Annotated in this window: 23 protein-coding genes, 1 tRNA gene and 1 pseudogene; 15 read left to right on the forward strand and 10 right to left on the reverse strand. The window is 65.7% G+C overall.

From position 1 onward, the window contains the following. The first annotated feature begins 10 nt into the window (after positions 1-10). The 8 genes from MFF22_RS14530 (at position 11) to MFF22_RS14565 (ending at position 7,863) form a co-directional block, all read left to right on the forward strand. Positions 11-379 carry a hypothetical protein gene (locus MFF22_RS14530; protein ID WP_238249679.1) on the forward strand — a complete coding sequence of 123 codons (369 nt, stop codon included), beginning with the start codon at positions 11-13 and terminating at the stop codon, positions 377-379. 71 nt (positions 380-450) lie between these two features. Beyond that, positions 451-939, forward strand: coding sequence for an RDD family protein (locus MFF22_RS14535; RefSeq protein ID WP_238249680.1), 489 nt, complete (start codon positions 451-453; stop codon positions 937-939). A 157-nt stretch (positions 940-1,096) separates the two neighbouring features. Then, positions 1,097-1,843: an arginyltransferase gene (locus tag MFF22_RS14540; RefSeq protein WP_238249681.1), complete on the forward strand. Its 747-nt coding sequence runs from the start codon at positions 1,097-1,099 to the stop codon at positions 1,841-1,843. 226 nt (positions 1,844-2,069) lie between these two features. Next, entirely contained in the window at positions 2,070-3,377 is a 1,308-nt protein-coding gene (gene purB, locus MFF22_RS14545) for an adenylosuccinate lyase (protein WP_238249682.1), read from the forward strand. Between the two features lie 57 nt (positions 3,378-3,434). Next, positions 3,435-4,289, forward strand: coding sequence for a D-amino-acid transaminase (locus MFF22_RS14550; protein ID WP_238249683.1), 855 nt, complete (start codon positions 3,435-3,437; stop codon positions 4,287-4,289). Between the two features lie 232 nt (positions 4,290-4,521). Continuing rightward, positions 4,522-4,857, forward strand: coding sequence for a hypothetical protein (locus MFF22_RS14555; RefSeq protein ID WP_370877529.1), 336 nt, complete (start codon positions 4,522-4,524; stop codon positions 4,855-4,857). 142 nt (positions 4,858-4,999) lie between these two features. After that, complete coding sequence (locus tag MFF22_RS14560; RefSeq protein WP_238249684.1) at positions 5,000-6,292, forward strand: adenylosuccinate synthase; 1,293 nt, start codon at positions 5,000-5,002, stop codon at positions 6,290-6,292. Between the two features lie 149 nt (positions 6,293-6,441). Next, a complete protein-coding gene (locus tag MFF22_RS14565) occupies positions 6,442-7,863 on the forward strand; it encodes a histidine kinase (RefSeq protein WP_238249685.1) in 1,422 nt (473 codons plus the stop codon). 75 nt (positions 7,864-7,938) lie between these two features. Here MFF22_RS14565 and rpoH read toward each other — a convergent pair whose 3' ends face one another. Both rpoH and MFF22_RS14575 read right to left on the reverse strand, forming a co-directional pair. Beyond that, the gene (gene rpoH, locus MFF22_RS14570; protein ID WP_238249686.1) at positions 7,939-8,826 is read right to left on the reverse strand and encodes an RNA polymerase sigma factor RpoH; all 888 of its coding nucleotides are present in this window, start codon (positions 8,824-8,826) and stop codon (positions 7,939-7,941) included. 222 nt (positions 8,827-9,048) lie between these two features. Continuing rightward, a complete protein-coding gene (locus MFF22_RS14575; protein ID WP_238249687.1) occupies positions 9,049-10,026 on the reverse strand; it encodes an RluA family pseudouridine synthase in 978 nt (325 codons plus the stop codon). Positions 10,027-10,114: 88 nt separating this feature from the next. On the opposite strand from MFF22_RS14575, the gene MFF22_RS14580 reads away from it, so the two are divergent. Next, positions 10,115-10,190, forward strand: a tRNA-Glu gene (locus MFF22_RS14580). Between the two features lie 179 nt (positions 10,191-10,369). Here the strand turns inward: MFF22_RS14580 and MFF22_RS14585 are convergent. Beyond that, positions 10,370-10,702: a hypothetical protein gene (locus MFF22_RS14585; protein ID WP_238249812.1), complete on the reverse strand. Its 333-nt coding sequence runs from the start codon at positions 10,700-10,702 to the stop codon at positions 10,370-10,372. Positions 10,703-10,732: 30 nt separating this feature from the next. Further along, positions 10,733-10,804, reverse strand: a pseudogene (locus MFF22_RS14590) (hypothetical protein); the annotation flags it as partial. On the opposite strand from MFF22_RS14590, the gene MFF22_RS14595 reads away from it, so the two are divergent. Then, complete coding sequence (locus MFF22_RS14595) at positions 10,776-11,027, forward strand: hypothetical protein (protein ID WP_238249813.1); 252 nt, start codon at positions 10,776-10,778, stop codon at positions 11,025-11,027. The pseudogene MFF22_RS14590 and the gene MFF22_RS14595 overlap by 29 nt on opposite strands. Positions 11,028-11,696: 669 nt before the next feature. Here the strand turns inward: MFF22_RS14595 and pdxR are convergent. Further along, positions 11,697-13,169 carry a MocR-like pyridoxine biosynthesis transcription factor PdxR gene (gene pdxR / locus MFF22_RS14600; protein ID WP_238249688.1) on the reverse strand — a complete coding sequence of 491 codons (1,473 nt, stop codon included), beginning with the start codon at positions 13,167-13,169 and terminating at the stop codon, positions 11,697-11,699. A 229-nt stretch (positions 13,170-13,398) separates the two neighbouring features. Here pdxR and MFF22_RS14605 point away from each other — a divergent pair, with 229 nt between their 5' ends. Further along, positions 13,399-15,561, forward strand: coding sequence for a molybdopterin-containing oxidoreductase family protein (locus MFF22_RS14605; protein WP_238249689.1), 2,163 nt, complete (start codon positions 13,399-13,401; stop codon positions 15,559-15,561). Between the two features lie 371 nt (positions 15,562-15,932). Here the strand turns inward: MFF22_RS14605 and MFF22_RS14610 are convergent, their stop codons facing one another. Beyond that, positions 15,933-16,844 carry an MBL fold metallo-hydrolase gene (locus tag MFF22_RS14610; protein WP_238249690.1) on the reverse strand — a complete coding sequence of 304 codons (912 nt, stop codon included), beginning with the start codon at positions 16,842-16,844 and terminating at the stop codon, positions 15,933-15,935. Positions 16,845-17,019: 175 nt separating this feature from the next. On the opposite strand from MFF22_RS14610, the gene MFF22_RS14615 reads away from it, so the two are divergent. Further along, positions 17,020-18,360 (forward strand): sensor histidine kinase, encoded by a 1,341-nt coding sequence (locus MFF22_RS14615; protein ID WP_238249691.1) that lies wholly within the window; start codon positions 17,020-17,022, stop codon positions 18,358-18,360. A gap of 8 nt (positions 18,361-18,368) precedes the next feature. Then, positions 18,369-19,031 carry a response regulator transcription factor gene (locus tag MFF22_RS14620; protein WP_238249692.1) on the forward strand — a complete coding sequence of 221 codons (663 nt, stop codon included), beginning with the start codon at positions 18,369-18,371 and terminating at the stop codon, positions 19,029-19,031. Between the two features lie 591 nt (positions 19,032-19,622). On the opposite strand, the gene MFF22_RS14625 is transcribed toward MFF22_RS14620, so the two are convergent. The 4 genes from MFF22_RS14625 to MFF22_RS14640 are packed head-to-tail and all read right to left on the reverse strand — an operon-like array spanning position 19,623 to position 22,172. Next, entirely contained in the window at positions 19,623-21,137 is a 1,515-nt protein-coding gene (locus MFF22_RS14625) for a sodium:solute symporter family protein (protein ID WP_238249693.1), read from the reverse strand. Next, positions 21,134-21,370, reverse strand: coding sequence for a hypothetical protein (locus tag MFF22_RS14630; RefSeq protein ID WP_238249694.1), 237 nt, complete (start codon positions 21,368-21,370; stop codon positions 21,134-21,136). The genes MFF22_RS14625 and MFF22_RS14630 overlap by 4 nt, the downstream gene beginning before the upstream one ends. 24 nt (positions 21,371-21,394) lie before the next feature. Then, the gene (locus MFF22_RS14635; protein ID WP_238249695.1) at positions 21,395-21,841 is read right to left on the reverse strand and encodes an SRPBCC family protein; all 447 of its coding nucleotides are present in this window, start codon (positions 21,839-21,841) and stop codon (positions 21,395-21,397) included. Further along, the gene (locus tag MFF22_RS14640; protein WP_238249696.1) at positions 21,828-22,172 is read right to left on the reverse strand and encodes an ArsR/SmtB family transcription factor; all 345 of its coding nucleotides are present in this window, start codon (positions 22,170-22,172) and stop codon (positions 21,828-21,830) included. Before MFF22_RS14640 ends, MFF22_RS14635 begins: the two co-directional genes overlap by 14 nt. A gap of 166 nt (positions 22,173-22,338) precedes the next feature. Between MFF22_RS14640 and MFF22_RS14645 the strand changes: the two genes are divergently transcribed. Together MFF22_RS14645 and MFF22_RS14650 are read left to right on the forward strand one after the other, a co-directional pair. Next, a complete protein-coding gene (locus tag MFF22_RS14645; RefSeq protein ID WP_238249697.1) occupies positions 22,339-22,896 on the forward strand; it encodes a hypothetical protein in 558 nt (185 codons plus the stop codon). A 474-nt stretch (positions 22,897-23,370) separates the two neighbouring features. Beyond that, complete coding sequence (locus MFF22_RS14650) at positions 23,371-24,750, forward strand: FAD-containing oxidoreductase (RefSeq protein WP_238249803.1); 1,380 nt, start codon at positions 23,371-23,373, stop codon at positions 24,748-24,750. Positions 24,751-25,307: the final 557 nt, after the last annotated feature.

Raw genomic sequence — 25,307 nt, forward strand, 5'->3', positions numbered from 1 at the left:
TGACCCTCCCGTGAAGCGCCTGCACCGGTGGATTTTGGCCGGTGGCATCGTGGCGGGTTTCCTCGGCGGGCTGGCGGCCTGCCAGGACACGATGCGCCGCGACCGCGTTGCGATCTGCCGCCGGGCTTTGCCGGCGGTGGCGACGGGAGCCGGCGTCCGTTTCCTCGGTGCCGGGCTGGGTCCGGCCCCCGGTACCGCCCGGGTCGACTACAACGAAGGCACCCGCCAGCATCGGCTCACCTGCCGGTTCGACGGGGCGACGAAGCTCCTGGAAGTCGCCACCGACGGCGCGGCCCTGTCTGGCCCCGCCCTTTACATGCTTCAGCGCTATTACCTCGACACGCCAGATGCGGCCGAAGGCGATCCCGCCCATCGTTAAGCAGGCCCTTGTCGCGAGCCGCGGCGGCTCCCACGTTGTCATCGCTGCACCGCTTGCAGGTTTTGCTGCCCATGTTCGACTCCCGCACCACCTTCGCCGGCCGTTCGGCCACCACCGATTTCGCCGGGGGGCTCCCGATCCCCTACGTGCGGGCGAGCCTAGGGGGGCGCACGATCGCCTACCTGCTCGACATCCTGTTCATCCTGGGCTTCACGACCCTCCTCACCCTGCTGATCACGGTGATCGGCATCGTGACCTTCGGCTTGGGCTGGACCCTGTTCGCGGTGCTTCCGGCGAGCGGGATCATCTACAGCGCCATCACTGTCGGCGGCCGGCGCCAGAGCACCTTGGGCCAGCGCATGATGGGCCTGAGGGTCGTTGCGCCGGAGAGCGGCGCGCCCGTCGATCTCATCACGGCGGCTGTCCACGCCTTGCTGTTCTACGTCGCGGTCTCAACCTTCCTGCTGTGGTGCGTGGACTTGGCCTTCGGGCTCGTCCGGTCCGACCGGCGCCTCGGCCACGACCTGCTCCTGGGTCTCGCCGTCGTCCACGCCCGCTGAGGCGTGGCTCGAGGCGCGGCAACGGATCGCGTCACCGCTTGGCCATCCTCGCACCATTTTGCCGGTTAGCAGACCGGGAGGCATTGAGCCCGGCCGCGTCCCCTGTAGACTGCCTTCAGACGCGACATCCAGGCTGTCGCCGAGGTCCCGACGAAGCGTGACGAGCCATCCGCGCGACACCCCGCAATTTTACCTCACGGCGCCGTCGCCGTGCCCGTATCTGGCCGGGCAGGAGGAGCGGAAGGTGTTCACTCACCTCGTCGGCCGCCGGGCCCGCGACCTCAACGAGATCCTGACCCAGGGCGGTTTCCGCCGGTCACAGACCATCGCCTACCGGCCGGCCTGCGAATCCTGCCGGGCCTGCGTGTCGGTCCGGGTGGTGGTGGACGACTTCTTGCCATCCGCCAGCCAGAAGCGGGTCCTGGCGCGGAACGCCGACCTGGTCGGGGCGCCGGAGCAGAACCGTCCAGCCTCGGAGCAGTATGCCCTGTTCCGTCGCTACCTGAATGCCAGGCACGACGACGGCGGCATGATCGACATGACCATGCTCGATTACGCGATGATGATCGAGGACAGCCACGTCGATACACACCTTGTCGTGTACCGTCGGCACGGGCCCGATACGGCGATCACCGGCCGGGGCATGGGCGAGCCGATGGCGGTGTGCCTGACGGACGTGCTCTCCGACGGCCTCTCGATGGTCTACTCGTTCTTCGAGCCCTCCGAGGCCGGGCGTTCCCCCGGCACGTTCATGATTCTCGACCATATCCGCCGGGCGAAACAGATCGGACTGCCGTACCTCTACCTCGGCTACTGGGTCGATGGCTCCCGCAAGATGGATTATAAGGCCCGTTTCAAGCCGCAGGAGCGGTTGATGGGTCCGGGTTGGTTGCGCGTCGAGTGAATTGAGGCGAATGGGGAGTAGCGAATAGCGAATAGTGCGGGCGGGGACGCGCGCCGCTGGCCGCCGCTTCCTATTCCCTATTTGCTATTCGCTACTCCCTATTCGCCTGCTCGGGGCCTAGAGAACGAGGCGCGCGCCGCCCTCACCTGCATCCGCGCGCATTGAGCTTCACGCCCCGCGGTGCTACCCGCCGACCGTTCCCCGACGGTCGAGCACGCCAGCCCCGATGATCCCCCGCTACAGCCGCCCCGCGATGACCGCGATCTGGTCGCCCGAGTCGCGTTTCCGGATCTGGTTTGAGATCGAAGCGCACGCCACGACCGCGCTGGCCGAGATCGGCGTCGTGCCCAAGGCGGCGGCCGACAAGGTGTGGGAGATGGGTCGCGATGCGACCTTCGATGTGGCCCGCATCGACTCCATCGAGGCCGTGACGAAGCACGACGTCATCGCCTTTCTCACCCACCTCGCCGAGATCGTCGGGCCGGAGGCGCGCTTCGTTCACCAGGGGATGACCTCCTCGGACGTGCTCGATACCTGCCTGAACGTTCAGCTCGTCCGCGCGGCCGACATTCTGATCGCCGACGTGGATGCCCTCCTCGACGCCCTCAAGCACCGGGCGCAGGAGCACAAGATGACGCCGACCATCGGCCGCTCCCACGGCATCCATGCCGAGCCGGTGACCTTCGGCCTGAAGCTCGCGCAGGCCTATGCGGAGTTCAGCCGCAACCGTGCCCGCCTCGTCGCGGCCCGGGAGGAGATCGCGACCTGCGCCATCTCCGGTGCGGTCGGCACCTTTGCGAACATCGACCCGCGGGTGGAGGAGTACGTCGCCCGGAAGATGGGTTTGTCGCCCGAGCCGGTCTCTACTCAAGTCATCCCCCGTGATCGCCACGCCATGTTCTTTGCGACGCTGGGCATCGTCGCGTCGTCCCTGGAGCGGCTGGCGATCGAGATTCGCCACCTGCAGCGCACCGAGGTGCTCGAAGCGGAAGAGTACTTCTCCGAGGGTCAGAAGGGCTCCTCGGCGATGCCCCACAAGCGCAACCCGGTGCTCACCGAGAATATCACGGGCCTCGCCCGCATGGTGCGCAGCTACGCCCTGCCGGCGATGGAGAACGTCGCCCTCTGGCACGAGCGGGACATCTCCCACTCTTCGGTGGAGCGGATGATCGGACCCGACGCCACAGTCACCCTGGATTTCGCGTTGGCCCGGATGACCGGCGTGATCGAGAAGCTGCTCGTCTATCCGGCGAATATGCAGCGGAACCTCGACCGGCTCGGCGGCCTCGTACACTCGCAGCGCGTCTTGCTGGCCCTGACACAGGCCGGCGTCTCCCGGGAGGATGCCTACCGGTTAGTCCAGCGCAACGCGATGCCCGTCTGGCGCGGCGAGGGTGATTTCCTCACCCTCCTCAAGGCTGACACCGAAGTGACGAAGGCGCTGACCCCTGAGCAGATCGAGGAATGCTTCGATCTCGGCTATCACTTCAAGCACGTCGACACGATCTTCGCCCGCGTCTTCGGGCGCGCGTGACCAACGCGCACGAATCCTGCACTCCCCATTGTCCATCGTAACCTGAGGAACACCGCCGTGAGCGCGTCCCGCATCGTCTACCTGAACGGCGAATTCCTGCCCTTCGATGAGGCGCGGGTGCCGATCATGGACCGCGGCTTTCTCTTCGCCGATGGTATCTACGAGGTGTCCGCCATCCTCGGCGGCCGCCTTGTGGACAATGCCGCGCACGTCGCCCGGCTCGACCGGTCGCTTGGTGAAATCGGGATTCGCAATCCCCACGATGCTGCCGAGTGGGAGCGCCTGCAAACCGAGCTGATGAGCCGGAACGGCGTCACGGAGGGCCTCGTCTATATGCAGGTGACCCGGGGCGTGGCGGAGCGTGACTTCGCCTTCCCGCCCGCCGACACCGCCCCCACGGTAATGATGTTCACGCAGGCTAAGACCGTGGCCGCCAACCCGTTGGCCGAGAAGGGAGCGCGGGTCGTCACCGTCGAGGATCTCCGCTGGAAGCGCCGGGACATCAAGTCGGTGGCGCTGCTGGCTCAGGTGCTGGCGAAGCAGCAGGCTGTCGAGGCGGGCGTGTCGGAGGCCTGGATGGTCGAGGATGGGGCCATCACCGAAGGCTCTTCCTCCACCGCCTTCATCATCCGCGGCCGCACCGTCGTGACGCGGCCCCTCTCGACGGCGCTTTTGCCCGGGATCACCCGGGCCAGCGTCCTGAGGCTCGCCGCTGAGGCCGACCTCGCCATCGAGGAGCGCTTGATCCCCGTCGCGGAGGCTTTGGAGGCGACCGAGGCGTTCTACACCAGCGCTTCGGCTTTCGTGATGCCGGTGATCGAAATCGACGGCCGCCGCATTGGCGATGGCGTGCCCGGCCCCCTCACCCGGCGGCTGAGGGAACTCTACCTGGACATCGCCCGCGCCGGTTAAGGCTCGGACGCTTCGTTTCCCTCGACATCTCCGTCTCGCGCCACGTCATTGCGAGTGCAGCGAAGCAACACAGGGTAGCGGGCCCACCCAGGACGTGGCGCATCCCTGGGCTGCTTCGCTGCGCTCGCAATGACGGGAGTGTCCTTCCGATTGCCCCTGCGGCGGAACGGTTTGGGCTGCCACCTGTTTGGCTGGGACTTCGTTCTCGACCAAGGAGGCTGCGTTGCCGAGCCTGTTTCGTCTCTCCCACCTGCCCGCCACCGCCATCGCGGTGCTGCTGACCGGCGGTGTGGCCCTGGCCCAGAACCCCGACGCTCCCCTGCGCCAGCAGGACACCGACCCCGCCCTGCCCCCGGCAACCCAGACGCCCCCGGACCGGGTAAGGCCGAGCGCCGATGCGCCGCCGAAGGATCAGTCCCTCTCGGACAAGCTTCAGAAGAACGACGGCGTGATCAAGCCGCCGGGTGATGCAACTGGGACGGTGGTCAAGCCGGATCAAAGCGGTTCCATGCCCGTGATCAAGCCGGGCGATTTGCCGGGCCGGCAACCGGGCACCGAGGCAAAATAGCGTCGGACAGGCGAGATCGATCGGCTCGCCATCACCATGCTTGCTTGATTTCCCTTGCGGGATCGCGAAAACGGGCTCTGAGCCCGCCGTCTCGGACGACCTCCGGTGGCACGGGCGGGATTGAGACGGGTTCAAGGCAGGCATGGCCAACGTCGTCGTAGTCGGCGCCCAATGGGGCGACGAGGGTAAGGGCAAGATCGTCGATTGGCTCTCCGAGCAGGCCGACGTCGTGGTCCGCTTCCAGGGTGGCCACAACGCGGGCCACACGCTCGTCATCGACGGCGTCACCTACAAGCTGTCGTTGCTGCCGTCGGGCGTGGTCCGCGGCGGCACATTGTCAGTCATCGGCAATGGTGTGGTGGTCGACCCCTGGCACCTCATCGAGGAAATCGCCCGCATCGGCGAGCAGGGCGTGTCGGTGACGCCGGAGAATCTCCGCATCGCCGACAACGCCACGCTGATTCTGCCGCTGCACCGGGAGCTCGACCACTACCGCGAGACGTCGAACACCGTTCTCAAAATCGGCACGACCAAGCGCGGCATCGGCCCCGCCTATGAGGACAAGGTGGGGCGCCGGGCGATCCGCGTCGTGGATCTCGCCGATGCCGATATGCTCGATACGAAGATCGGCCGGCTGCTCGCCCATCACAACGCCCTCAGGCGGGGGCTTGGCATCGATGAGATCGACGGCACGGCGCTGAAGGCCGAACTGCTCGCGATTGCGCCGAAGATCCTGCCCTTCGCGGACACCGTCTGGGCCCTCCTCGACGAGGCCCGGCGGGCCGGCAAGCGCATCCTGTTCGAGGGCGCGCAGGGCGCGCTGCTCGATGTGGATCACGGCACCTATCCCTACGTCACCTCATCGAACATCGTAGCGGCGCAGGCTGCGACGGGGTCCGGTCTCGGCCCCTCCGCCATCGGCTACGTCCTCGGCATCGTCAAAGCCTACACGACCCGGGTTGGTGAAGGCCCTTTCCCGACCGAACTGACCGATGCGACCGGTGAGCGGATCGGCGAGCGGGGCCGGGAGTTCGGCGTCGTCACTGGGCGCAAGCGCCGCTGCGGCTGGTTCGATGCCGCCCTGGTCCGGCAGACGGTGCGGACCTCCGGCATACACGGCATCGCCCTCACCAAGCTCGACATCCTCGATGGCTTCGAGACCATCCAGATCTGCACGGGCTATCGGTTGGATGGCCGCGAGCTCGACTATCTGCCGGCGAGCCAAGCCGATCAGGCCCGCGTGGAGCCGATCTACGAAACCGTCGAAGGCTGGAGCGAGACCACGGCGGGTGGCCGGTCCTGGGCCGACCTTCCGGCACAGGCGATCAAATACGTTCGCCGGATCGAGGAACTGATCGGCGCGCCGGTGGTGCTTCTCTCCACCTCACCGGAGCGTGATGACACGATCCTGATGCACAATCCCTTTGAGGATTGAGAAGCGCATGGATTTCCCGTCGATTCCGCAGGGGGAACAGCGCCCTGCGGTGTTGATTGGCTGGCGTTTCCGCTAAAGAGCCTTAGCAATGAAGCGGCTGCAGGCGCGATGGCAGCCGAAAGGGCGCCGAGCGGGCGAACCGGAGCAGAATGGCCGATTATTACCCGCTTCTGGCTAGGGCCCTCGACGCACTGCCTGACCGGTCGCCAGGATTGAGGCGAGCGGTCTACGACCGGGCGCGCAACGCCCTGATCAGCCAGCTTCGCTCCCTGGAGCCGCCCCTCTCCGAGGCCGACATCGATCTGGAGCGTCGGGCTCTCGACGCTGCCATCGAACGTCTGGAAGTCGAGCACGGGAAGATCCCCGCCCCGGCCAACGACGCGGCGGGGCAGAAGGCCGCCGATCCTGCGCCCGTGGCCGCCCTTCCGCCGGAAGCGCCGACGGACCATCCTGAGGCGCAGGCCACGACCGCCGGTCCGGCGCCCGCGCCGGAGGCCGAGCGCGCTTTGCCGCCCGCGCCGTCGCCGCGTTTCGTCGTGACGCCGGAGCCGGCCGAGGACAAACCCCGCGAGGCGGCCATCGCGATCGCGCCCCGCCGGCCGCCGAATGGAGCGGATGCGGAAGTCGCCGTTGGACCACCGCCGTCGACCGAGCCACCTCTCTCGGCGCCGAAGGCCGATGAGACAGAGGCCGGATCCGATTCGGCGCAGGGACGTCAGCGCCCGCGGATCGAGGTGGTCGCCCCCCGAAGCGGACGCTCCCGTATCCTCAGGAACCTCCTGATCGGCACCGTCCTGGTGGCGGTGATCGGTGCGATTGCGGTCGCCGCCTATTTCCTGCGGGACAAGCCGCAACTTGTGAACCACTCGACGCCGGAACTGTCGCAGCAGGCGGGCGACAATCCCGAGGCGAAATTCAACGACCGGGTCGGCGGTGATGTGGCTCAACTAGAACCGGCGAAACCCAAACAAGACGGCGCGGCGCCGCGAAGCGCGGAGCCGGCGGCGCCAACTCAGCCCGGCGTGGCTGTGGCGCAGCGGGCCTTCCTCATCGAAGAAGGCTCCGGCACCGACAACGCACAGCCGACGACCAGCACCGGACGCGTGACGTGGCGACTCGATACGACCAATGGGGGCCAGGGTCAGCCGCTGCAGACGACGGCGACGGCAGTCATGTCTTACCCGGAAACCGGCCTGTCCCTGACGATGACGATCCAGAAGAACCTCGACACGACGCTTCCGGCCTCTCACACCGTCAGCCTGTCCTTCAGCCAGAACGGCGCCGACGCCGCGTCGCGGGTGGTTCAGGATGTCGGTCTGCTGCAGGCCAAGGATGACGAGAACGGCCGGGGGTCGCCGGTTTCCGGCCTGCCGGTAAGGGTGCGGGACAACCTGTTCTTGATCGGCCTGTCATCGCTCCCCTCCGATGTGGAGCGCAACACGGACCTCCTTCTGAACAGAGCGTGGTTCGATCTCGCGATCCGCTATACATCGGGAAAGCGCGCCGTTCTCACCTTCGAGAAGGGCAGTTCCGGACAGCAGGTGCTGCAACAGGCCTTCGACGCCTGGTAATAAGACCGGCTCACGAATGCGCATACAAAAAGCCGGCGGGAGACCCGCCGGCTTTTTGTTTCTTGAGGGACGCGATCACACGTGGGCGGCGCGCGGGGCTTCGCGGGTGGCCACGTTCCGCTTCACCGCCTCCTGCACCTTTTCGAAGGCACGCACTTCGATCTGCCGCACCCGTTCGCGGGAGACGCCGAATTCGCCCGAGAGGTCCTCAAGGGTGATGGGATCTTCGGCGAGGCGCCTGGCCTCGAAGATCCGCCGCTCACGCGGGTTGAGCACGCCCAGAGCGTCGCGCAGGGCGGAGAGGCGGTTCTGCCCTTCCTGCTCGCGCACGAGCACGGTCTCCTGGCTCGGCGAGTTGTCGACCAGCCAATCCTGCCACTCGCCCTCGCCCTCTTCGCGCAAGGGCGCGTTGAGGGAGGTATCGCCGGACAGGCGACGGTTCATGTCGACCACGTCCTGCTCGGGCACGCCGAGGCGGGTCGCGATCTGCGCCACCTGATCAGGGCGGAGATCGCCCTCCTCCAGGGCCGAGATCTTGCCCTTGGCCTTCCGCAGGTTGAAGAATAGCTTCTTCTGATTGGCCGTGGTCCCCATCTTCACGAGGGACCATGAGCGCAGGATGTATTCCTGAATCGCGGCCTTGATCCACCACATGGCGTAGGTGGCCAGCCGGAAGCCCTTGTCCGGATCGAACCGCTTGACGGCCTGCATCAGGCCAACGTTTCCTTCGGACACCACCTCCGCGATGGGCAAGCCGTAGCCACGGTAGCCCATGGCGATCTTTGCCACGAGGCGCAGATGCGAGGTCACGAGGCGGTGGGCGGCCTCGCGGTCACCGGCATCCCGCCAAGCCTTGGCTAGGGTGAATTCCTCGGCAGGTTCCAGCATCGGGAACTTGCGGATCTCGTCAAGGTAGCGCGAAAGGCCACCTTCGTTGGCGAGCACGGGCAGCGTACCGGCCATGGCATTCTCCTCAAACAGGTCCCCTCGTGGGCGGACACGGTCGACACCGGGGCCGCTCTTGAGCCAACCCCTGCGGGCACCCATCTAGATGGAGTCACCCGCTCGATGCGGCCGCGTCGTGGCACGCTCACGTCACCATCAACGCACAACCGCATCGAACGGTCGAACGATGACACGAAGTGCCGCGGCCTGTCGTGTCCTTTCGCACGCGGCTAATCAAAATTATGTAACGAGGGCAACCTTTAACGCTGAAAGGTCCGGAGGTAGCGGGCTCTCGAACCGCAGGGTTTCCCCGGTGCGCGGATGCGCAAAACCCAGAAGTTCAGCGTGGAGGGCCTGGCGCCCGAGGGCCGAGAGGGCCGCCTTCCCCTGTTGCGAAAGTCTCGCCACCTTCGTCTTGAAGGCGGACCCATAGACGGCATCGCCAAGGAGCGGATGCCCCAGATGGGCGAGGTGAACGCGGATCTGATGGGTGCGTCCGGTCTCCAGCCGGCAGCGGACCAAGCTGGCCTCACCGTATCGTTCCAACACTGCGTAGTGGGTAATCGCATCGCGCCCGACCTCTTCGGATACCACGGCGATCTTCTCGCGATTATGCCGCGACCGGGCGAGGCTTGCCCGGATCGTGCCGGCGGCCGGGTAAGGTTCGCCCCAGGCGAAGGCGAGATAGGCGCGTTCGAGGGGGCCCGTGCGGCCGTGGTCGGCGAACTGAGCCGCGAGGCCGTGATGCGCACGGTCGTTCTTCGCCACGACGATCAGGCCGCTGGTGTCCTTGTCGAGTCGGTGGACGATGCCGGGGCGGCGCACGCCGCCGACGCCGGACAGGCTGGCACCGCAATGGGCGATGAGGGCATTGACGAGGGTGCCGCCGGCATGGCCTGGGGCCGGATGGACCACCAGCCCCGCCGGCTTGTCGACGACGACGAGGTCGTCATCCTCGTAAGCGATGGAGAGGGCGACATCCTCCGCAGCCGGTACGGGATCCGACGGGGGCGGCAGGTCGAGGGCAAGGCGGGCACCGGCCGGGACCTTGCCGGATGGATCTCGGACGACGCTCCCGTTTCTACTGACATGGCCCTCCCGGACCAGATCCTGCAGCCGGGCGCGCGACAGCTCCGGGAAGAGGCCGACGAGGGCACGATCCAGGCGCTGACCGCCCTCCTCCACCACTCCGACGAGATCCTGACCGCGCTCTTCCACCCGCCCTCACCCATCCGTTGCATTATCTGCGACGAGGCACTTGCTCCCCCGCTCCGGCGTCGCTATAGCAACGCGGCGCCGCCGGAAAGCTCCCATCGTCTAGCGGTCTAGGACGTCGCCCTCTCACGGCGAAAACAGGGGTTCGATTCCCCTTGGGAGCGCCACTTCGGTACAGAACTGCGAACACTTGGCGCAGCTGTCGAACTCACTTCGGCCACGGCAGCCTCCGAGTTTACCTTCCCAACGATGATCCTGACGACGTTGGCTCCAATCGATCATCGACTGAAGCCACGCCTTGCGGAACGGGATTTCTCCCGTCGCATCATTTCTCCGAACCGTTCGATCATCTCGGGGGTGATTTCCGTCGGCGAGCGCTCCGCAACAGCTTCCGGTCGAGGGCGGCCTTGGCTCGGTCCCACTCCAGTTTCAGAGCCGCGACCCATCCTTTCAGAATATCGTCGAGGTCAGTCACTCGCTCCTCGACCATCCAGTACAGGCGCTTCAGTTTGTCTTCTCGCACTTCGATTTCACGGCGCAGTGCCGCGACCCGACTATCGACCTCCATCGCCTTCTCTGCCAGTTGAGACCACAGTGAGGCGAGGGTCGCCCGCAGCCTGTCAGGTTGCAGAAGCTCCGCCGCGGGTCGGTCGGTGACCAATAAGTCGAGGGTGTCCATTCGGATCGTACGATCGGAGCACCCGGTTTTACCTTGCTGGCCATACGTTGAGCAGCTGTAATAGCGGTAGACCTTGCCGGACTTCGACGGGCAGGTGCGCAACGTGATGGGGCCGTTGCACGTCGTGCAGGCCGTTAAACCGGTGAGCAGGATCGGGCCATTCACGACCCGAGCCGGCGTGGAGCGCGGATTGTGCGCCTTTTACGCGGTTTGCACTGCCTCGAACTCGGACAAGGCAATGGTCGCCGGCACGGTGATCGGGATTTGCTCCGACTTCGGCGTCTCGGCCAGCGTTCGCGAGCAGCGCCGGATTTTGTCATCGTAGTATTGGCTGCCGGGCTCGCCCCTAACGACAGCGTAGACTGTATCGAGCACCCACGTCGGGCCGCTGCCAGCCGGCACGTCCAGTTCCAGGACCGGGGCCGTCGTGCTGATCGCGACTGATGCTCGGACGAACCGCGGCATGGATCGCAAAGCAGCCTGACGGATAGATATCCGGCACCCTGTCTTTGAAGGCGATGTTGCTGTGCTCACATGCTGGGCCAGGCCCGTGTAACGTTGCTCCGCCTGCCGTTACTGCGTCGGAGTGAGTTGCAAGGAGCGCGCGATATATATCAGCGCCGCCTCAAGCGGATCAGTCTCTATCGCTTGGTCAAGCGAAACCCACGCATTTATCTTGGCACCACGCACTTTGGGCTTGTTACAATGAAATGGAGACATGCAGGAACTGATTCAAGACAGTCAAGGCATTCGCTAGCCTAGGGCATTTCTGTTTGGGCGGGCGCGGCTAGGTCGGGTTCACACTCTGAAATCGAACGCAAGTATCGTCCGCTTCTGGTCAAGCAGCCGATGTCGGCTCCTGGCTGAAAGCTGCCGGTGCGTTTTTGGCACGGAGCGCCGGAAAAGCGGACGGCCTGCTCCCGAACCAAGCCGATCGCTTGCAGCCGCGTCGCGAAATCCTGAAAGCGGACCCGTGTTGCACGAAGCGTTGTCCTTAGCCGGCATCTTCCGAAATCGCTCTCAACTCACGTACCGCGCTTTGGATCTGAGCTTCGGTCAGCGACGAGTAGCCGAACACGAGCATGTCGTCCCGCGCTTCGGGGTCAAAGTGATAGGCGGCCCCGCTGGACAGGGCATAGACGCCGATGCCTCGCTCGCGTGCCTCGATCTGGATCTTCCTGGCCGGCGGGAAGCCCTCCGGCAGACGCCAGACCAGATGCAGGCCGCTCTCCGAGCCCAGGATGACGGGATCGTCGAAGGTTTCCCGAAGTGACCGGACAAGGCAATCGCGCCGCGACTTGTAGATCTGCCTCAACCGGCGCAGGTGGCGGTCGAAATGTCCCTCATCGATGAAGGCGGCCAGGGCGGCCTGCTCAAGCCATGCCTGGCCGTTGCTCATCCGGGCCTTCAGCATCCGCGCCTCGTCCCAGAACATGCGCGGGACCGTGGCGTAGCCGATGCGCAGGCCCGCCCCCACCGACTTGGAGAAGGTGCCGACGTAGAAGACGCGCCGTCCGCCATCGAGGCCGGCTAGGGCGGTCAGCGGCGGGCCGTCGTAGCGGAAGTCGCTGTCGTAGTCGTCCTCGACGATGAAGCTGTTGGTTTCCTCGGCCCAGCGCAGGAGTTCCAGACGCTGGGTCAGCGGCATGATCGCGCCGGTCGGGAACTGGTGCGAGGGGGTGACGTACAGCAGGCTGCCCCGGTCCGTGGGCAGCAGGTCCGTGCGCAGGCCGTCGCCGTCGACAGGAACCGGGTGGACGGTCATCCCGGCACTCCTGAAGATCAGGGAGGCCCCGAGGTAGCAGGGGTTCTCGATGCAGAGCTGCCGGGTGTGGGATCTCAGCAGGTTGAACACGAGGTTGAGGGCGTCCTGTCCGCCCGTCGTGACGACGACCTGATCCTCGCTCACCGCGACGGCGCGGGCACGCCTCAGATGCGTGCTGACGGCCGCACGGAGGTCCGGGAGGCCGGCCGGGTCGCAATAGTCGGTCAGGAAGGCGGTCTCCTGCGACAGGAGCCGGTTCACGATCCGCCGCCAGATCCGCAGGGGGAACCCGGCCGGGTCTGAGCGCCCGACCCAGAAATCGCGTTCCGGTCTGTCGCCGCCACCGCCCGGCGAGCCGGCGAAGCAGAGCAACGGCTCGCCGACCGCGTCCGGGACCGGTCCATTGGTCAGGGGTTGGCCGCCCCGTTGGATCAGCACGAGGCTGTCCGGCGGGATGGACTCCACGAAAAGGCCGGCCGTGCCGCGCGCCTTGACATAGCCCTCGGCCGCGAGCCGCTCGTAGGCGGTGATCACAGTGTTGCGAGAGATCCCCAGGCGCTCGGCCAGAAGGCGGCTCGGCGGCAGCGCCATGCCGGCCTTGAGCTTTCCCTCCAGGATGATCTCCCGGACTTGGTCGAACACTTGGACCTGCAGCGGCTTGGCGGAGGTCGCGTCCAGCGTCAGCGTCAGTTCCACCGGCATCCCATCATCGTCGGCGACCTATCGGCGACGTCCGCCCGGGGCCGGCGCCGGCGGGTCCGTGGACGCCTCGTCAGGCGCGACAAAACGGTTGGTACCATGGACCATGCCTCTTTTGGCCCTTTCGCCTGACCAAAATTTGGAATTGTTTGCGATTTAGTTCACCCTGGGATTGTATCGGGCTGGCTATCCGGAACGCCAAGAAGGCCGGCTGCCAGACCGCGGAGGAAACATGAACGAAATCGTCAAGCCGGACTCCCTGATCGTCGCAGAGGCCGAGAGCCTGACGGAGACCTTCTTCGGCGGCTGCCCGCACGATTGCCCCGACACCTGTTCGATGCTGTTCGACGTGAAGGACGGCCAGCTCCAGGGCGTGCGCGGCAACCCGGATCATCCGATGACCCGCGGTGGCCTCTGCGTGAAGCTGAAGGATTACGAGAAGCGCCACTACCACCCCGACCGGCTGCTCTACCCGATGAAGCGGGTCGGCCCGAAGGGCTCGAAGCAGTTCGAACGGATCACCTGGGAGGAGGCGCTCGACACTATCGTCACCCGGTGGAAGGCGATCATCGACCAGCACGGACCGCAGGCCATCGCGCCCTACAGCTACCTCGGCAACCAGGGTCTCGTGCACGGGCTGAACGGCGGCGACGCCTTCTTCAACCGCATGGGCGCCACTGTTACCGAGCGGACCTTCTGTGGCGAGGGCTCTTGCACGGCGTGGCTGCTGACCGTCGGCCCGACCGCCGGCCTAGACCCGGACAGCTACATCCACTCCAAGTACATCGTGATCTGGGCCTGCAACTCAGTCAGCACGAACCTGCACCACTGGGCCATCGTGAAGGACGCCCAGAAGAAGGGCGCCAAGGTCGTGGTGATCGACGCCTACGCCTCCCGCACCGCCAAAGCGGCCGACTGGCATATCGCGCCGAAGCCCGGCACGGACGGGGCGCTCGCCATGGCGCTCATCAACTCGATCATCGCGCAGGGCCTCGTCGACCGGGACTACGTCGACAACTATACGGTCGGCTTCGAGGAGCTGAAGGAGCGCGCGGCCGACCGTACGCCCGAATGGGCCGCCGAGATCACCGGCGTTTCCGCCGACGACATCCGCAAGCTCGCCCGGGAGATGGCGACCGAGCAGCCGGTGGGCATCCGCATGGGCGTGGCGCTGGAGCGGCACTACGGCGGCGGACAGACCATCCGGGCCGTGACCTGCATCCCGGCGCTGACTGGCGCATGGCGCCACGTCGGCGGCGGCGTCACGCAGTTCGGCGTCTGGGAGCACCCGTACAAGTTCGATGTGATGTGCCGGCCCGACCTGATCCCGGAGGGCACCCGCGTCGTCTCGAACCTGCAGATCGGCCGGGCGCTCACCGGCGAGATGCAACTCGACCCGCCGATCCTGTCGATGATGTGCTGGAACTCGAACCCCGTGACGCAGGCACCCGAGACCGACAAGATCGTCCAGGGCCTGATGCGCGAGGACCTGTTCATGGTCTCGGCCGAGCACTTCATCTCGGACACGGCCTCCTACGCCGACATCCTGCTTCCGGCGACGATGGGCGCCGAGATGGAGGACATGATCCTCTCCTGGGGCCACCTCTACCTCACCTACAACACCAAGTGCGCCGAGGCCCCCGGCGAGGCCATTCCGAACAACGAGATCTTCCGGCGGCTCGCCGCACGGCTCGGCTTCGAGGAAGAGAACTTCAAGTGGACCGACAACGAGTGTCTGGAACACTACATCGACTGGAATGCCCCGGCCTGTGAGGGGATCGACCTCGCCTACATGCGCGAGCACGGCTTCGCCCGCCTGAAGGTCGGCACGCCGGACGACCGGGCCCCGCACCGGGAGGGCAACTTCCCGACGCCGACCGGCAAGTGCATGCTGAAGGTCGAGGGGGCCACGAACTTCGTCGCCCCGCCGTTCCGCCAGATGTACGAGGGTTTCCAGCCCGGCGAGGCCCTCGACCCGCTGCCGGACTACCTCGGCCCGCGCGAGTCCCACACGAACGACCCGGAACTGGCCAAGCGGTATCCGCTCAACATCGTCTCGCCCAAGAGCCACTACTTCCTGAACTCCTGCTACGCGAACATGGAGGACAAGCAGAAGGGCCAGGGCGAACAGTTCGTGATGATCAGCCAGCACGATGCCGACGCCCGGGGCATCCGAGACGGCGACAGGGTGAAGGTCGGCAACGACCGCGGGGCCTTCAAGGGCGTGGCGCGGATCACCGACGACGTGAAGGCTGGCATCGTCGTGGCGACGCTGGGCTACTGGCGCCAGCTCAACGAGGGCACGGTGAACAGCATCTCGTCGGGTGCTTTCACCGACATGGGCCACGCGCCGTCCTTCTCGGATAACCTCGTCGAGGTCGCCCGGGCGAACTGAGGGCGTCGCTAATCGACGGTGAGACAAGCAAGCGCCCTCCGGGGCGCTTGCTTTATTGCGTCGATCAGCTCGCGCTTGAAGCGAGAGGCCGGAGCGCTTTGTGTGTGGGAGCGAGAACACTCCGGCTGCCTGCTTTGCAGGTGTTAACGCCAATAAGCGGATCGTCTGCAGACTACCCCGAGCCGCCATCCTGCACCCGACCCGATGCAGCCGGCGGAGCGCAGTTTGATTCCCGCCTCAAGCGGACGTCCTCGGTCTCGGTCTGCCTAGTGCATCGATCCAGACGAAGGCTTCAGCCATGTCTGGAAAAATTGATGCAAAAACAGGAATCTAGGGTAGGGGCGCATGAACGGAGTGAGTGCGTCACGGCACTAGATCAGCGCATATCCCGTACTGGCGCGCTCGATTTTACCAACCGTGGCGATGTGCATCCCGGTGACCCTAAAACCCTCCGTCGCCGCGCGGTCGAGGATGCCCCGCCGCGTCGCGATCGCCTCTATCGGGTCCGTGTCCCAGATCACCGTCCAGTCCGGGTGCGGCATCTGCAGGAGCCGCGAGTGGACGATATCGCCCCAGATCAGCAACCGGTCGGGACCGTCAGCGATGAGCACACCCATATGTCCTGGCGTATGACCAGGCAGGGGCAGGGCATGGATCCCTGGCGCGAGTTCCGCTTCGCCGGAGACCCGCCGGAGCCGACCCGGATAGGCCGCCATCACAGCCTGCGCCGTCTCGAACATCGGGCTTAACGCGGCCGGAGCGGAGGCCCGGGCGCCCGCATCCGACCAATAGGCCACCTCTCGCTCCTGCAGCACGAGTTCCGCGTTGGCGAACCGTGCGAGGCGGCCCGGCGTCAGCAGGCCGCCGGCATGGTCGGCGTGAAGGTGAGTCAGCCAAATGGTCTCGATCTGATCCGGCCGCACGCCTTCCGCCGCCAGTGCAGCAGTCACCCGGTCGAACCCGGGCCCGAGGACCGTGCCGCAGCCCGCATCGAGCAGCCAGTGCCGGTCTCCGCGCCGGATCAGGAACGCGTTGACCGGTTCCGGCGAGGGTCCTTCCGCGGGAAGCCCGGCCCCCTTCAACAGGGCCTGCCCAGCTTGGCTCTCGGCCGCCGGGATCATGCTCGGCTCCAGGGGGAACAGCCCGTCGCGCAACGGCGTCACCGTGAACACGCCGATCCGGTAAGGACCGCTCGGGGCCGCAGCGACGGCGGGGCTATGCAACCCCAGGGGTAGCAGGGCGGACGCGGCCAATAGGCTGCGGCGGGAGAGGTGAAAGGACATAGCCGGCTCCGCGGAGATGACACGGCGCCATCCTTCGGCTTTTGGCGCGACCGGGCCAGGGCTATCGTCCCGCCGATGGCCGGGCATTCTTCCCGACCGGACTTGTCATGGCTTGCACGCCGCGCCGGTCCCGGTGCCAAATCAGGACCTTGCTTCCAGCCCGGCCGTTTCATCCATGAGCCTGCCCGCGCATCTCGGCCGTCGCCTCCTCGTCATCGCCCTTCTGTGCCTCACTGGTGCGGTCGTATGGACCGCCTGGGAGGCCCATGCGCGTCTCCGCCAGGAGGCTGCGACCTCAGCTGACCGGATCGCCGGACAGTTCTCGCGACAGCCGGGGCTCGGCAGTGCCGGCCCGGCCGCGATGCCCGCGGCCGTTCCGCAGGCCGTGCCGGCCATCCTCACGCTCCTGCCGGGGATCTGCGCCGACATTCACCTTGGCACGGAATGGCCCCGGCGGGTCTGTGGCGACTGGGACGGAGTCGATGCAGCCCCCGGGTGGTTCCGCGAGATGCTCTTCTGGGAATCCAAAACCGTACCGACGATCCGGACGATTGTGTACCGTGAGCGCACGATCGGCAGTGTCACGGCGTGGCCAGACCCGACGGCGTCGGCCGCCCGTCTCTGGCATCAGCTGCGCCTCGTGGGCGGGCTCGCCCTTGGATTAGCGGCAGCGACGGTGCTGCTCAACTGGCTTGCCCTCACGCGCCTCGTCGCGCCCGCCGGTCGGATCGTGCGAGGGCTGGAGAGCCTCGACACGCCCATGACCCAGGCGCCGCTGCCTCGCTTCGCCGCCGCCGAGTTCGACCGGATCGCCGGTGCTTGCAACGAACTCGCTGACCGGCTTATCCGCACCGAGGCGGAGCGCGCGAGCCTCATGCAGCGGCTCGTCATGGTTCAGGAGGAGGAGCGGGAGGCGCTTGCGCGCGATTTGCATGATGCTTTCGGCCAGTACCTCGCCGCCGCCGGCGCACGGGCCGCCACGATCGAGCAGGCCGCGCCCCCGGAGCACGAGGACATCCGCGAGGACGCCCGTGGCATCGAGGACAACATTGCCGCGATGCGGAAAAGCTTGAGCGGGGCACTGGCCCGCCTCGAACTACCCGATTTCGCCGAAGCCGGCTTGGAGGGCGCTCTCCGCGGCCTCGTCGCGAACTGGCGGGGGCAGCTCAGGTCCGGCCCCGCCCTGCATCTCGACGTGACGGGCGATTTGACCGGGATGCCCGGCCCTGTGTCCGCGAGCCTCTATCGGATAGCGCAGGAGCTTCTGACGAACGCCCTCCGCCACGGAAGGCCGAGCCGGGTTTTCCTGCGGCTGCACCGGTCCGAGGCCGGGGCCCGCACAGTGACACTCACCCTCGACGACGACGGCGGGGGCGAGGTGTCCCGCACGGCGCCCGACACGGGCCGTGGGCTCGTCGGCATCCGAGCGCGGCTCGCCGCCCTCGGCGGAAGCCTCTCGCTCACCGACACCGGGAGCGGCATCCGGGCCTGCGCATCCGCCCCCACCCTGGCGTGAGGCCACCCATGCCCACGTCCATCCTCCTCGTGGACGACCATCCTGTCGTGCGTGAGGGCTATCGCCGCCTGATCGAGCGGCAGCCGGGCTTGGTGGTCGTTGCGGAAGCCGAGGATGCCGCCTCGGCCTATCACCAGTACAAAGCCCATGCGCCGGATCTGGTGATCCTCGACCTGTCCCTGTCCGGCCCGAGCGGCATCGAAGCCATCCGTCACATCCGCCAATGGGACGGGGCCGCCCGCATCCTCGTATTCAGCATGCTCACCGGAGCGGTGATCGTGCGCCAAGCCTTCGCGACCGGCGCGAGCGGATATGTCAGTAAGGCGAGTCCGCCGCGTGAGCTGTTGACCGCGGTCGCCGCCGTGCTGCGCGGCGAGCGGCCGATGAGTGACGACATCGCCCGCGCAATCGCCCGGGACGAGGTGGCGGGCGGGCGCTCCGTACTCGACGACCTGAGCCCCCGGGAACTCGAAATCCTCAGCCTGACGGCCGGGGGGATGACCGCCCAGGCCGTCGCCGACGCGCTGTGCCTGAGCCTCAAGACGGTGCACAACAACCTATCGGTGATCCGCGCCACGCTCGGAGCGCGCACCGATGCGCACCTCGTTTGGATCGCGATCGGCGCCGGCCTCGTGTGTTCGGCCGAGGCACCACCCGTCTCAGACTCATGAAATTTTGTCCGGTCTATCAAATCTCGACCGAAAGCTGATTGTTGCGACGCCAAAGTCAAATCGTAAGTCATCTCCCCAAAATAATTCGGACAAGCTGATATATGGAATGATACCGAAATTAGACATCCATGGATGAAGCCGCTATCCCTTATTATTCATGACGTTCGCGTCGTATTCGTCTTTCGCGAGAGTTCCGACGGCCGCGACACGCTCGCAATCAGCCGGCAGCAGGTCCTCGTCCAGGAACGCCAGCCGCTTCCACGCAGCCACCGTTGCGTTCCCCCGCGCGTCGGCACGTCGTGCGAGCTGACCTCACGCCGGTCGCGGTGAACGTCGCGTGGGCAGCGGCGAGTCATCTCCGCCGATCCGTACGAAACCCGGCGCGCCGCCCTTGTAGGACACGGTCGGTTGGCCGGTGGCATCAATGGTACAGGAACAGCATGTCGCGTCCCTCGATGAAGGCTCGGTGGTCCTCGGACAGTCGGTCGCTGGCGATCACGCGCTCCTGCGTGTCTGCCAGACGGTGCGTGCCGAAGCGGTCCTGCAACGCCCGGTGCTAGGGCGTGTAGACGCTTCCCATGGCGGGTCTCCTCAGGCCATGGCCGGTCGAGACTGGCGGCTCACCCCCGACTGCCTTTCCCGCCTCCCCCGTACGACGGCGAACAGTTCCTCGATCCGCCGTCGCTCTTCGGCCGAATGCGGAAACCCATAGGCGCAGGCGATGTAGACGATCAGATTGACGGCCAAGCCGAAGCAGCCGGAGGTCAGTCCGTAGCCGAAGGGCAGATGACCGCCATAGGCGAACTCCAGCCCGACCGCCGTCACGAAGCCCAGGATCATGCCGGCGAACGCGCCCTGCCGGTTTCCTCGTTTCCAGAAGATCCCGAGGAACTGCGGCACCGCGAGTTGGATGATGCCCTGGTAGGCCAGCACCGCCAGCGAGAAGAGCGCCGGCAGTGTCAGCGTGGCGAGCCACGAGGCGAGGAGTGTCAGGAGCAGCATGCCGACCTTGGCGATGACGATCATCCGCTTCTGGTCGAGTTCGGCGTAGTTGCCGACGAGGTCGTTGGCGAGTTGCGCGCCATACGCCTGGATGTTGCCGTCCGTGTGTCCCATCGAGGCGGCGAGCAACACCACGCCGGCGAGGCCCAGCAGCACGAGGCCGCCGGCCTGCTGCGAGACGATGAACCAGACGTCATCGGGCTTGGCCACCGCCTCAGGGACCTTGGAGGCGAGCATGCCGAAGATCAGCAGCGCCACGCCGAACAGGAACGTCAGCGGCACGGCGAGGGCGGCAGACTTCTTCAGGCTGTGAACGCCATCGGCCGTAAACAGCCGCACGAAGATGTAGGGCCAGCACCAGCCCCCGAGCGCGCCGGTGAACATCAGTGCGAACAGATAAAGCGGCCCCTCCTTGGACCCGAAGCTCGGGATCGCGAACATCTTCGGATCGAGCGAGGCGAGGGTGATACCCCGGGCGACCATCAGCCAGACGATGAGGCCGACGAGCATCGCGCCTCCGCCGACATAGGCGACGATCCCCTGCAGGTAATCGGAGATGACGACGCCGCGCATCCCCATCCGCACGGTCCAGACCTGACGGAGCGCGATGACGAGCACGCCGACCACGACCGACGTCGAGAACGAGAGTGCGCCGAGCGACATCGCCTGGAACAGGTTGCCGAGCGCTTGCATGCCGAGCACCAGCCAGGGCAGGCCCGAGACGATGCCGATCAGCGCCGCGACCGTGCGGATGTGGCGCGAGCCGTAGCGCAGGGCGAACAGGTCGCCCTGGGTCCGCAGGTCGTATGCCTTGCCCCAGATCCAGACCGGCCGGGCGAGCACGAACAGCAGCACCACGGTCAGGAGCGAGTAGGACAGGACGTAGAACGACATCACCCCGGCCGTGACCGAGAGGGCGCCGAACGCCGTGAACATCGAGCCAGGATACCAAGTGTTGAGGAAGGACATCGCTTGGTAGCGCGCGCCGAAGGAGCGGCCGCCCACGGCATAATCTGTGAAGGACCGGTCGATGGTGCTGTTGCGCTGGAGCACCCAGACCACGGCGGCAAAGAACAGGGCGAGCAGACCGAAGGTGATGATCATGCCGCGCTCCCCTCGTCGGCCGCGTCGAGCCAATAGGCGGCGATCAGGCTCGCGGTGATGCAGAGGCTGACAGCCAGGAAGTAAAACAGTCCGGCCGGGATCCCGGCGATCGGGGTCGTGCGGCCGTCGGCGGCCCAGTAGAGCGGCGGGGCCAGCGCTACGATCGCGTCGAGCGCAAACCACAGTTTGACGATCCCGCGCCTGAGGGGCGCAGGTGAGGTTCGTATCGGCATGGCGTTTCCTCGCTCTTTTGTCGTTCAGTGCAGGACGCGATCGAGCTTGTCGAAGCAGCTCGGCCAATCCCCCTGGTAAGCGTCGCGGACGTCGTCGCGGGCGATCCGCCGATGGGTCAGGCGCATCTCGCTGGTGCCGTCGTCCCGCGGGGTGAAATCGATTTGCAGCACCGTCTCCTCGCCCGGCAACAGGTCGAGGGGGCCGTCGTAGATCCAGGTCTGGACGATGCGTCGCCCCGGTTCGAGTTCGCGATAGCACCCGCTGATCCGATGCTGAGTGCCATCGGGGGCCCGCGTCTGGAGGCGGAAGTGACCACCGACCCGCAGATCGGTCTCGGCCCGCTCGACCACGTTCGACCCCGGCGCGAGCCAGCGCTGGACCATGACCGGATCGGTCCAAGCTCGATAAAGCTTCTCGCAGGTCGTCCGGAACGTGCGGACAAGGATGACGGCGGGCTCAGTCTCGGTCATCGTCGTCCCCGGCATTCAGGAGATCCTCCAAGGCATCGAAGCGCGCGTCCCAGAACTCGATGTAGGCTCGCAACCATGAGAACGCCTGCACGAGGGGCTGACGTTCGAGCGAGCAGCGATGGACCCGCCCTGCGATCGCCCTGCGGAGAAGTCCCGCCTGCTCGAGCACGCGGACGTGCTTGGAGGCGGCGGCCAGCGACATCGCGTGCGGCGCGGCCAGTTCGGAGACCGTGTGCTCACCGGAAGCGAGCTGACGCACCATCGCCCGGCGGGTCGGATCCGCGAGGGCATGGAAGACACCATCCAGGCCTGCAGGCGAATGATCAACCATTTGGTTGATCATTGCAGGCTGCTTCGTGGATCGCAAGGGGGCCTAGGATGAAATCCTAAGGCGCATGAATGGTGGCGCACGCCTTCCTCCGTCCGTTGCTTGAAAGCGGACGGGCAGAATCCGCCCTGAGCCGCCATCCTGCATCCGACCCTACCCAGCCATTCTGATGGCCGCCCGAGCCCTCCATAAGCAGTCGTTTATAGGTCGTCGGTTAGGGTTTGCGGGACTTGAAAGCGACCGAGCATTTAGCGACGTGGATGCAGGCATGGCGGAAAACATCCACTATCCCACCACGTATCGAGCATCGATTTTTCGCAGATCAACTTCCGTAGCTCGTGCAATCGTCATTGTCCTATTAGGATTCTTTGGTCGTGCCCATTTGGATAAATCGTCATCCAAGATAACTTGGATCCTTGCGATCGCAGGATTGACTGCTATCATAATTTATTTCCTAAATGAGAGTTCGAGTTACATCACATTGTTTGACGACCGAATTGAGAAAAAATCTTGGTTCGGCACAAAGATTTGGCGCCGCGACGAAGCAGCAGGTCTATGGTATGGCTTGTTTGGGGGATTCAAATTAGTCCGGAAATACAATAAGGGCGATTATTTCATCATTCCACCTGGTATTAAGCGCGATGCGACTTGGCATGATTGGCTGAAGGATGTGCCCGAGGGGGAAATCAAGCCATCATATCCCCGCATATTCTCTAGGAGAAGTTAGTCACATCAAGGCGGGAGGTAGATACGAAGCGGAGAACGGCGGCATAAACTGAAAGCAGCTGGAAAGACGATGTCCGCATTTAAGCGGCTGTCACTCAAATCCGGACCGTCTCAAATCCACCCAAGCCAGCCCATTTTGACGCGGCCGCCGACGCCCCTGACACCAGTCGATAGCGGCTGATCCACTTCGGAAGAAATTCGATGGTGAAGCAGACGAGACCTAGTGGGACCAGCGCAGCCCGAGGCCCACGGCCGTCTGGCTCGTCCGGGGTTGCTGGGGCAGGTATGGAACCGGTATCCCAAACGAGAAGTCTGCCTACGGGCCGTGGCCGTTCGGGTTGGTGCCGTGATAACCAATCCTCGTCGGTCGAAGCACGAGGAAGCCTCGCGACTTCGTTCGGTGCAGACGAGCCAGCGGCGTCCATCGCAGTCGCTGTTGCGATCCACACCGGGGCACTCGTGCGGGAGTACGACGATGGTCCAACGGTTCGATGCCGTCGTGATCGGCGCCGGTCAGGCCGGCCCGGCTTTGGCTGGGCGCCTTACCGAGGCCGGCCATCGTGTCGCGGTGGTGGAGCGCAAGCTCTTCGGTGGCACCTGTGTGAATACAGGCTGCATGCCGACAAAGACCCTCGTCGCCAGCGCCTATGCCGCCCATCTTGTCCGTCGGGCCGCTGATTACGGTGTCGTTCTTCAGGGTCGTGTCGCCGTTGACGCCAAGGCGGTTGCCGCGCGACAGCAGGGCGTGTCCGCCTCGGCGAGGGCCAATGTCGAGGCGTGGTTGCGCGGAATGCCCGGCTGCACCGTCCTCACGGGCCATGCCCGCTTTGTGGCGGCGCACGCAGTTGCGGTGGGGGATGAGATCCTCGAGGCCGATCGGATCTTCATCAATGTTGGCGGTCGCGCCCATGTGCCCGCCATGCCCGGCATCGACGCGGTGCCGTTCCTCACCAACACCTCGTTGCTGCAGCTCGATACAATCCCTGAGCACCTCGTCGTGGTGGGTGGCAGCTACATCGGCCTTGAGTTCGCGCAGGCCTACCGTCGCTTCGGCAGTGAGGTGACGATCATCGAGAAAGGGCCGCGGTTGATCGGCCGCGAGGATTCCGACGTATCGGAAGCAGTCGCCGGCATCCTGCGCGACGAGGGCATTATCCTGAGGCTGAACGCCGAATGCATCAGGTTTGCCCCTCACGGCGGTGAAATCGGGGTCGGAGTGAATTGCACCGAGGGCCACCCGGAGGTCGTCGGTTCCCACGTTTTGCTCGCTGTGGGCCGGCGCCCCAACACCGACGATCTCGGCTTGGAGGCCGCCGGCATCGATACCGATGCACGGGGCTTCATCACCGTTGACGACGGCCTGCAGACCAGCGTGCCGGGCATCTATGCGCTCGGCGACTGCAACGGGCGGGGCGCCTTCACCCATACTGCCTACAACGACTTTGAGATCGTGGCCGCCAACCTGCTCGACGCGGCGAGCCGCCGGGTCAGCGACCGGATCCCCGGCTACGCGCTCTATATCGATCCGCCTCTGGGACGCGTCGGTAAGAGCGAGGCAGAGGTGCGGGAGAGTGGCCGGCCGGCACTCGTGGGGATCCGGGCGATGACCCGGGTGGGCCGGGCCGTCGAGAAGGGGGAGACCAAAGGGCTCATGAAGATGCTGGTGGATGCCGAGACCCGAGCGATCCTCGGTGCGGCGATCCTCGGCACCGGCGGTGACGAGGCCATCCACGGCATCCTCAACGCGATGAACCTAGGCGCCACCGCGCCGACCCTGCAATGGGCTGTTCCAATTCATCCTACCGTATCCGAGCTGATCCCAACCCTGCTCGGGGACCTCAAGCCGCTGCCGTAAAGTTGCAATGGCAGATACCGTCGATCTCTTCGCGGTCTCACGGCTCGCCTTGCTGCTGCCAGACCTTGCCAGTTCTGATCGCAGCTGACCGTACCACGTGTCGTGGCGGAGCGGGACCTTCCTAATACCGCTGCGGCGGTTGCAGCGCGACTTGTTGCGACCGAGAAGCCCGTGCTCGCGACAAATCCTCTTACCCTCGGTCTGCTCATCCTTGCGACGCTTATGATCGCTTGGCTGCGCGAGAAAGTCTCGCCAGGACATGTCTGCTTCGTGGTGTTTCACCACCTCCGGGCGCCCGCTATGGGCGTATTGCGGAACGTCCGGTTTATTCGGATGCGTTGCTGCTTGGTGAGAGCTCCCGCCGATAGTGACGGGCCAGGTAGCAGTGGAGCCTCAAAAATTACCGCGCTGCCTCAATGACATGAGTGTTCGCATTTTTGTTCGGACTGGCGCGCCACTCCTCTTCCAGCCCAGGGCTTCTTCGGAATAGTCAGATCTGTGGTTGGTCCGCCGCTCTGGCTGATGATCTGGTCAGTCGCGCCTCCGGCCGATGATGT

This window comes from Methylobacterium persicinum (assembly GCF_022179525.1).
Classification (GTDB): domain Bacteria; phylum Pseudomonadota; class Alphaproteobacteria; order Rhizobiales; family Beijerinckiaceae; genus Methylobacterium; species Methylobacterium persicinum.

Coding starts and splice junctions, on each gene's coding strand:
- MFF22_RS14585 (WP_238249812.1), bottom strand. CDS start 10,702: ATGGACACCCTCGACTTATTGGTCACCGACCGACCCGCGGCGGAGCTT.
- purB (WP_238249682.1), top strand. CDS start 2,070: ATGATCCCCCGCTACAGCCGCCCCGCGATGACCGCGATCTGGTCGCCC.
- rpoH (WP_238249686.1), bottom strand. CDS start 8,826: ATGGCCGGTACGCTGCCCGTGCTCGCCAACGAAGGTGGCCTTTCGCGC.
- MFF22_RS14630 (WP_238249694.1), bottom strand. CDS start 21,370: ATGCCGATACGAACCTCACCTGCGCCCCTCAGGCGCGGGATCGTCAAA.
- MFF22_RS14645 (WP_238249697.1), top strand. CDS start 22,339: ATGGCCGCCCGAGCCCTCCATAAGCAGTCGTTTATAGGTCGTCGGTTA.
- MFF22_RS14650 (WP_238249803.1), top strand. CDS start 23,371: ATGGTCCAACGGTTCGATGCCGTCGTGATCGGCGCCGGTCAGGCCGGC.
- MFF22_RS14610 (WP_238249690.1), bottom strand. CDS start 16,844: ATGTCCTTTCACCTCTCCCGCCGCAGCCTATTGGCCGCGTCCGCCCTG.
- pdxR (WP_238249688.1), bottom strand. CDS start 13,169: ATGCCGGTGGAACTGACGCTGACGCTGGACGCGACCTCCGCCAAGCCG.
- MFF22_RS14615 (WP_238249691.1), top strand. CDS start 17,020: ATGAGCCTGCCCGCGCATCTCGGCCGTCGCCTCCTCGTCATCGCCCTT.
- MFF22_RS14565 (WP_238249685.1), top strand. CDS start 6,442: ATGGCCGATTATTACCCGCTTCTGGCTAGGGCCCTCGACGCACTGCCT.
- MFF22_RS14640 (WP_238249696.1), bottom strand. CDS start 22,172: ATGGTTGATCATTCGCCTGCAGGCCTGGATGGTGTCTTCCATGCCCTC.
- MFF22_RS14625 (WP_238249693.1), bottom strand. CDS start 21,137: ATGATCATCACCTTCGGTCTGCTCGCCCTGTTCTTTGCCGCCGTGGTC.
- MFF22_RS14635 (WP_238249695.1), bottom strand. CDS start 21,841: ATGACCGAGACTGAGCCCGCCGTCATCCTTGTCCGCACGTTCCGGACG.
- MFF22_RS14560 (WP_238249684.1), top strand. CDS start 5,000: ATGGCCAACGTCGTCGTAGTCGGCGCCCAATGGGGCGACGAGGGTAAG.
- MFF22_RS14605 (WP_238249689.1), top strand. CDS start 13,399: ATGAACGAAATCGTCAAGCCGGACTCCCTGATCGTCGCAGAGGCCGAG.
- MFF22_RS14535 (WP_238249680.1), top strand. CDS start 451: ATGTTCGACTCCCGCACCACCTTCGCCGGCCGTTCGGCCACCACCGAT.
- MFF22_RS14620 (WP_238249692.1), top strand. CDS start 18,369: ATGCCCACGTCCATCCTCCTCGTGGACGACCATCCTGTCGTGCGTGAG.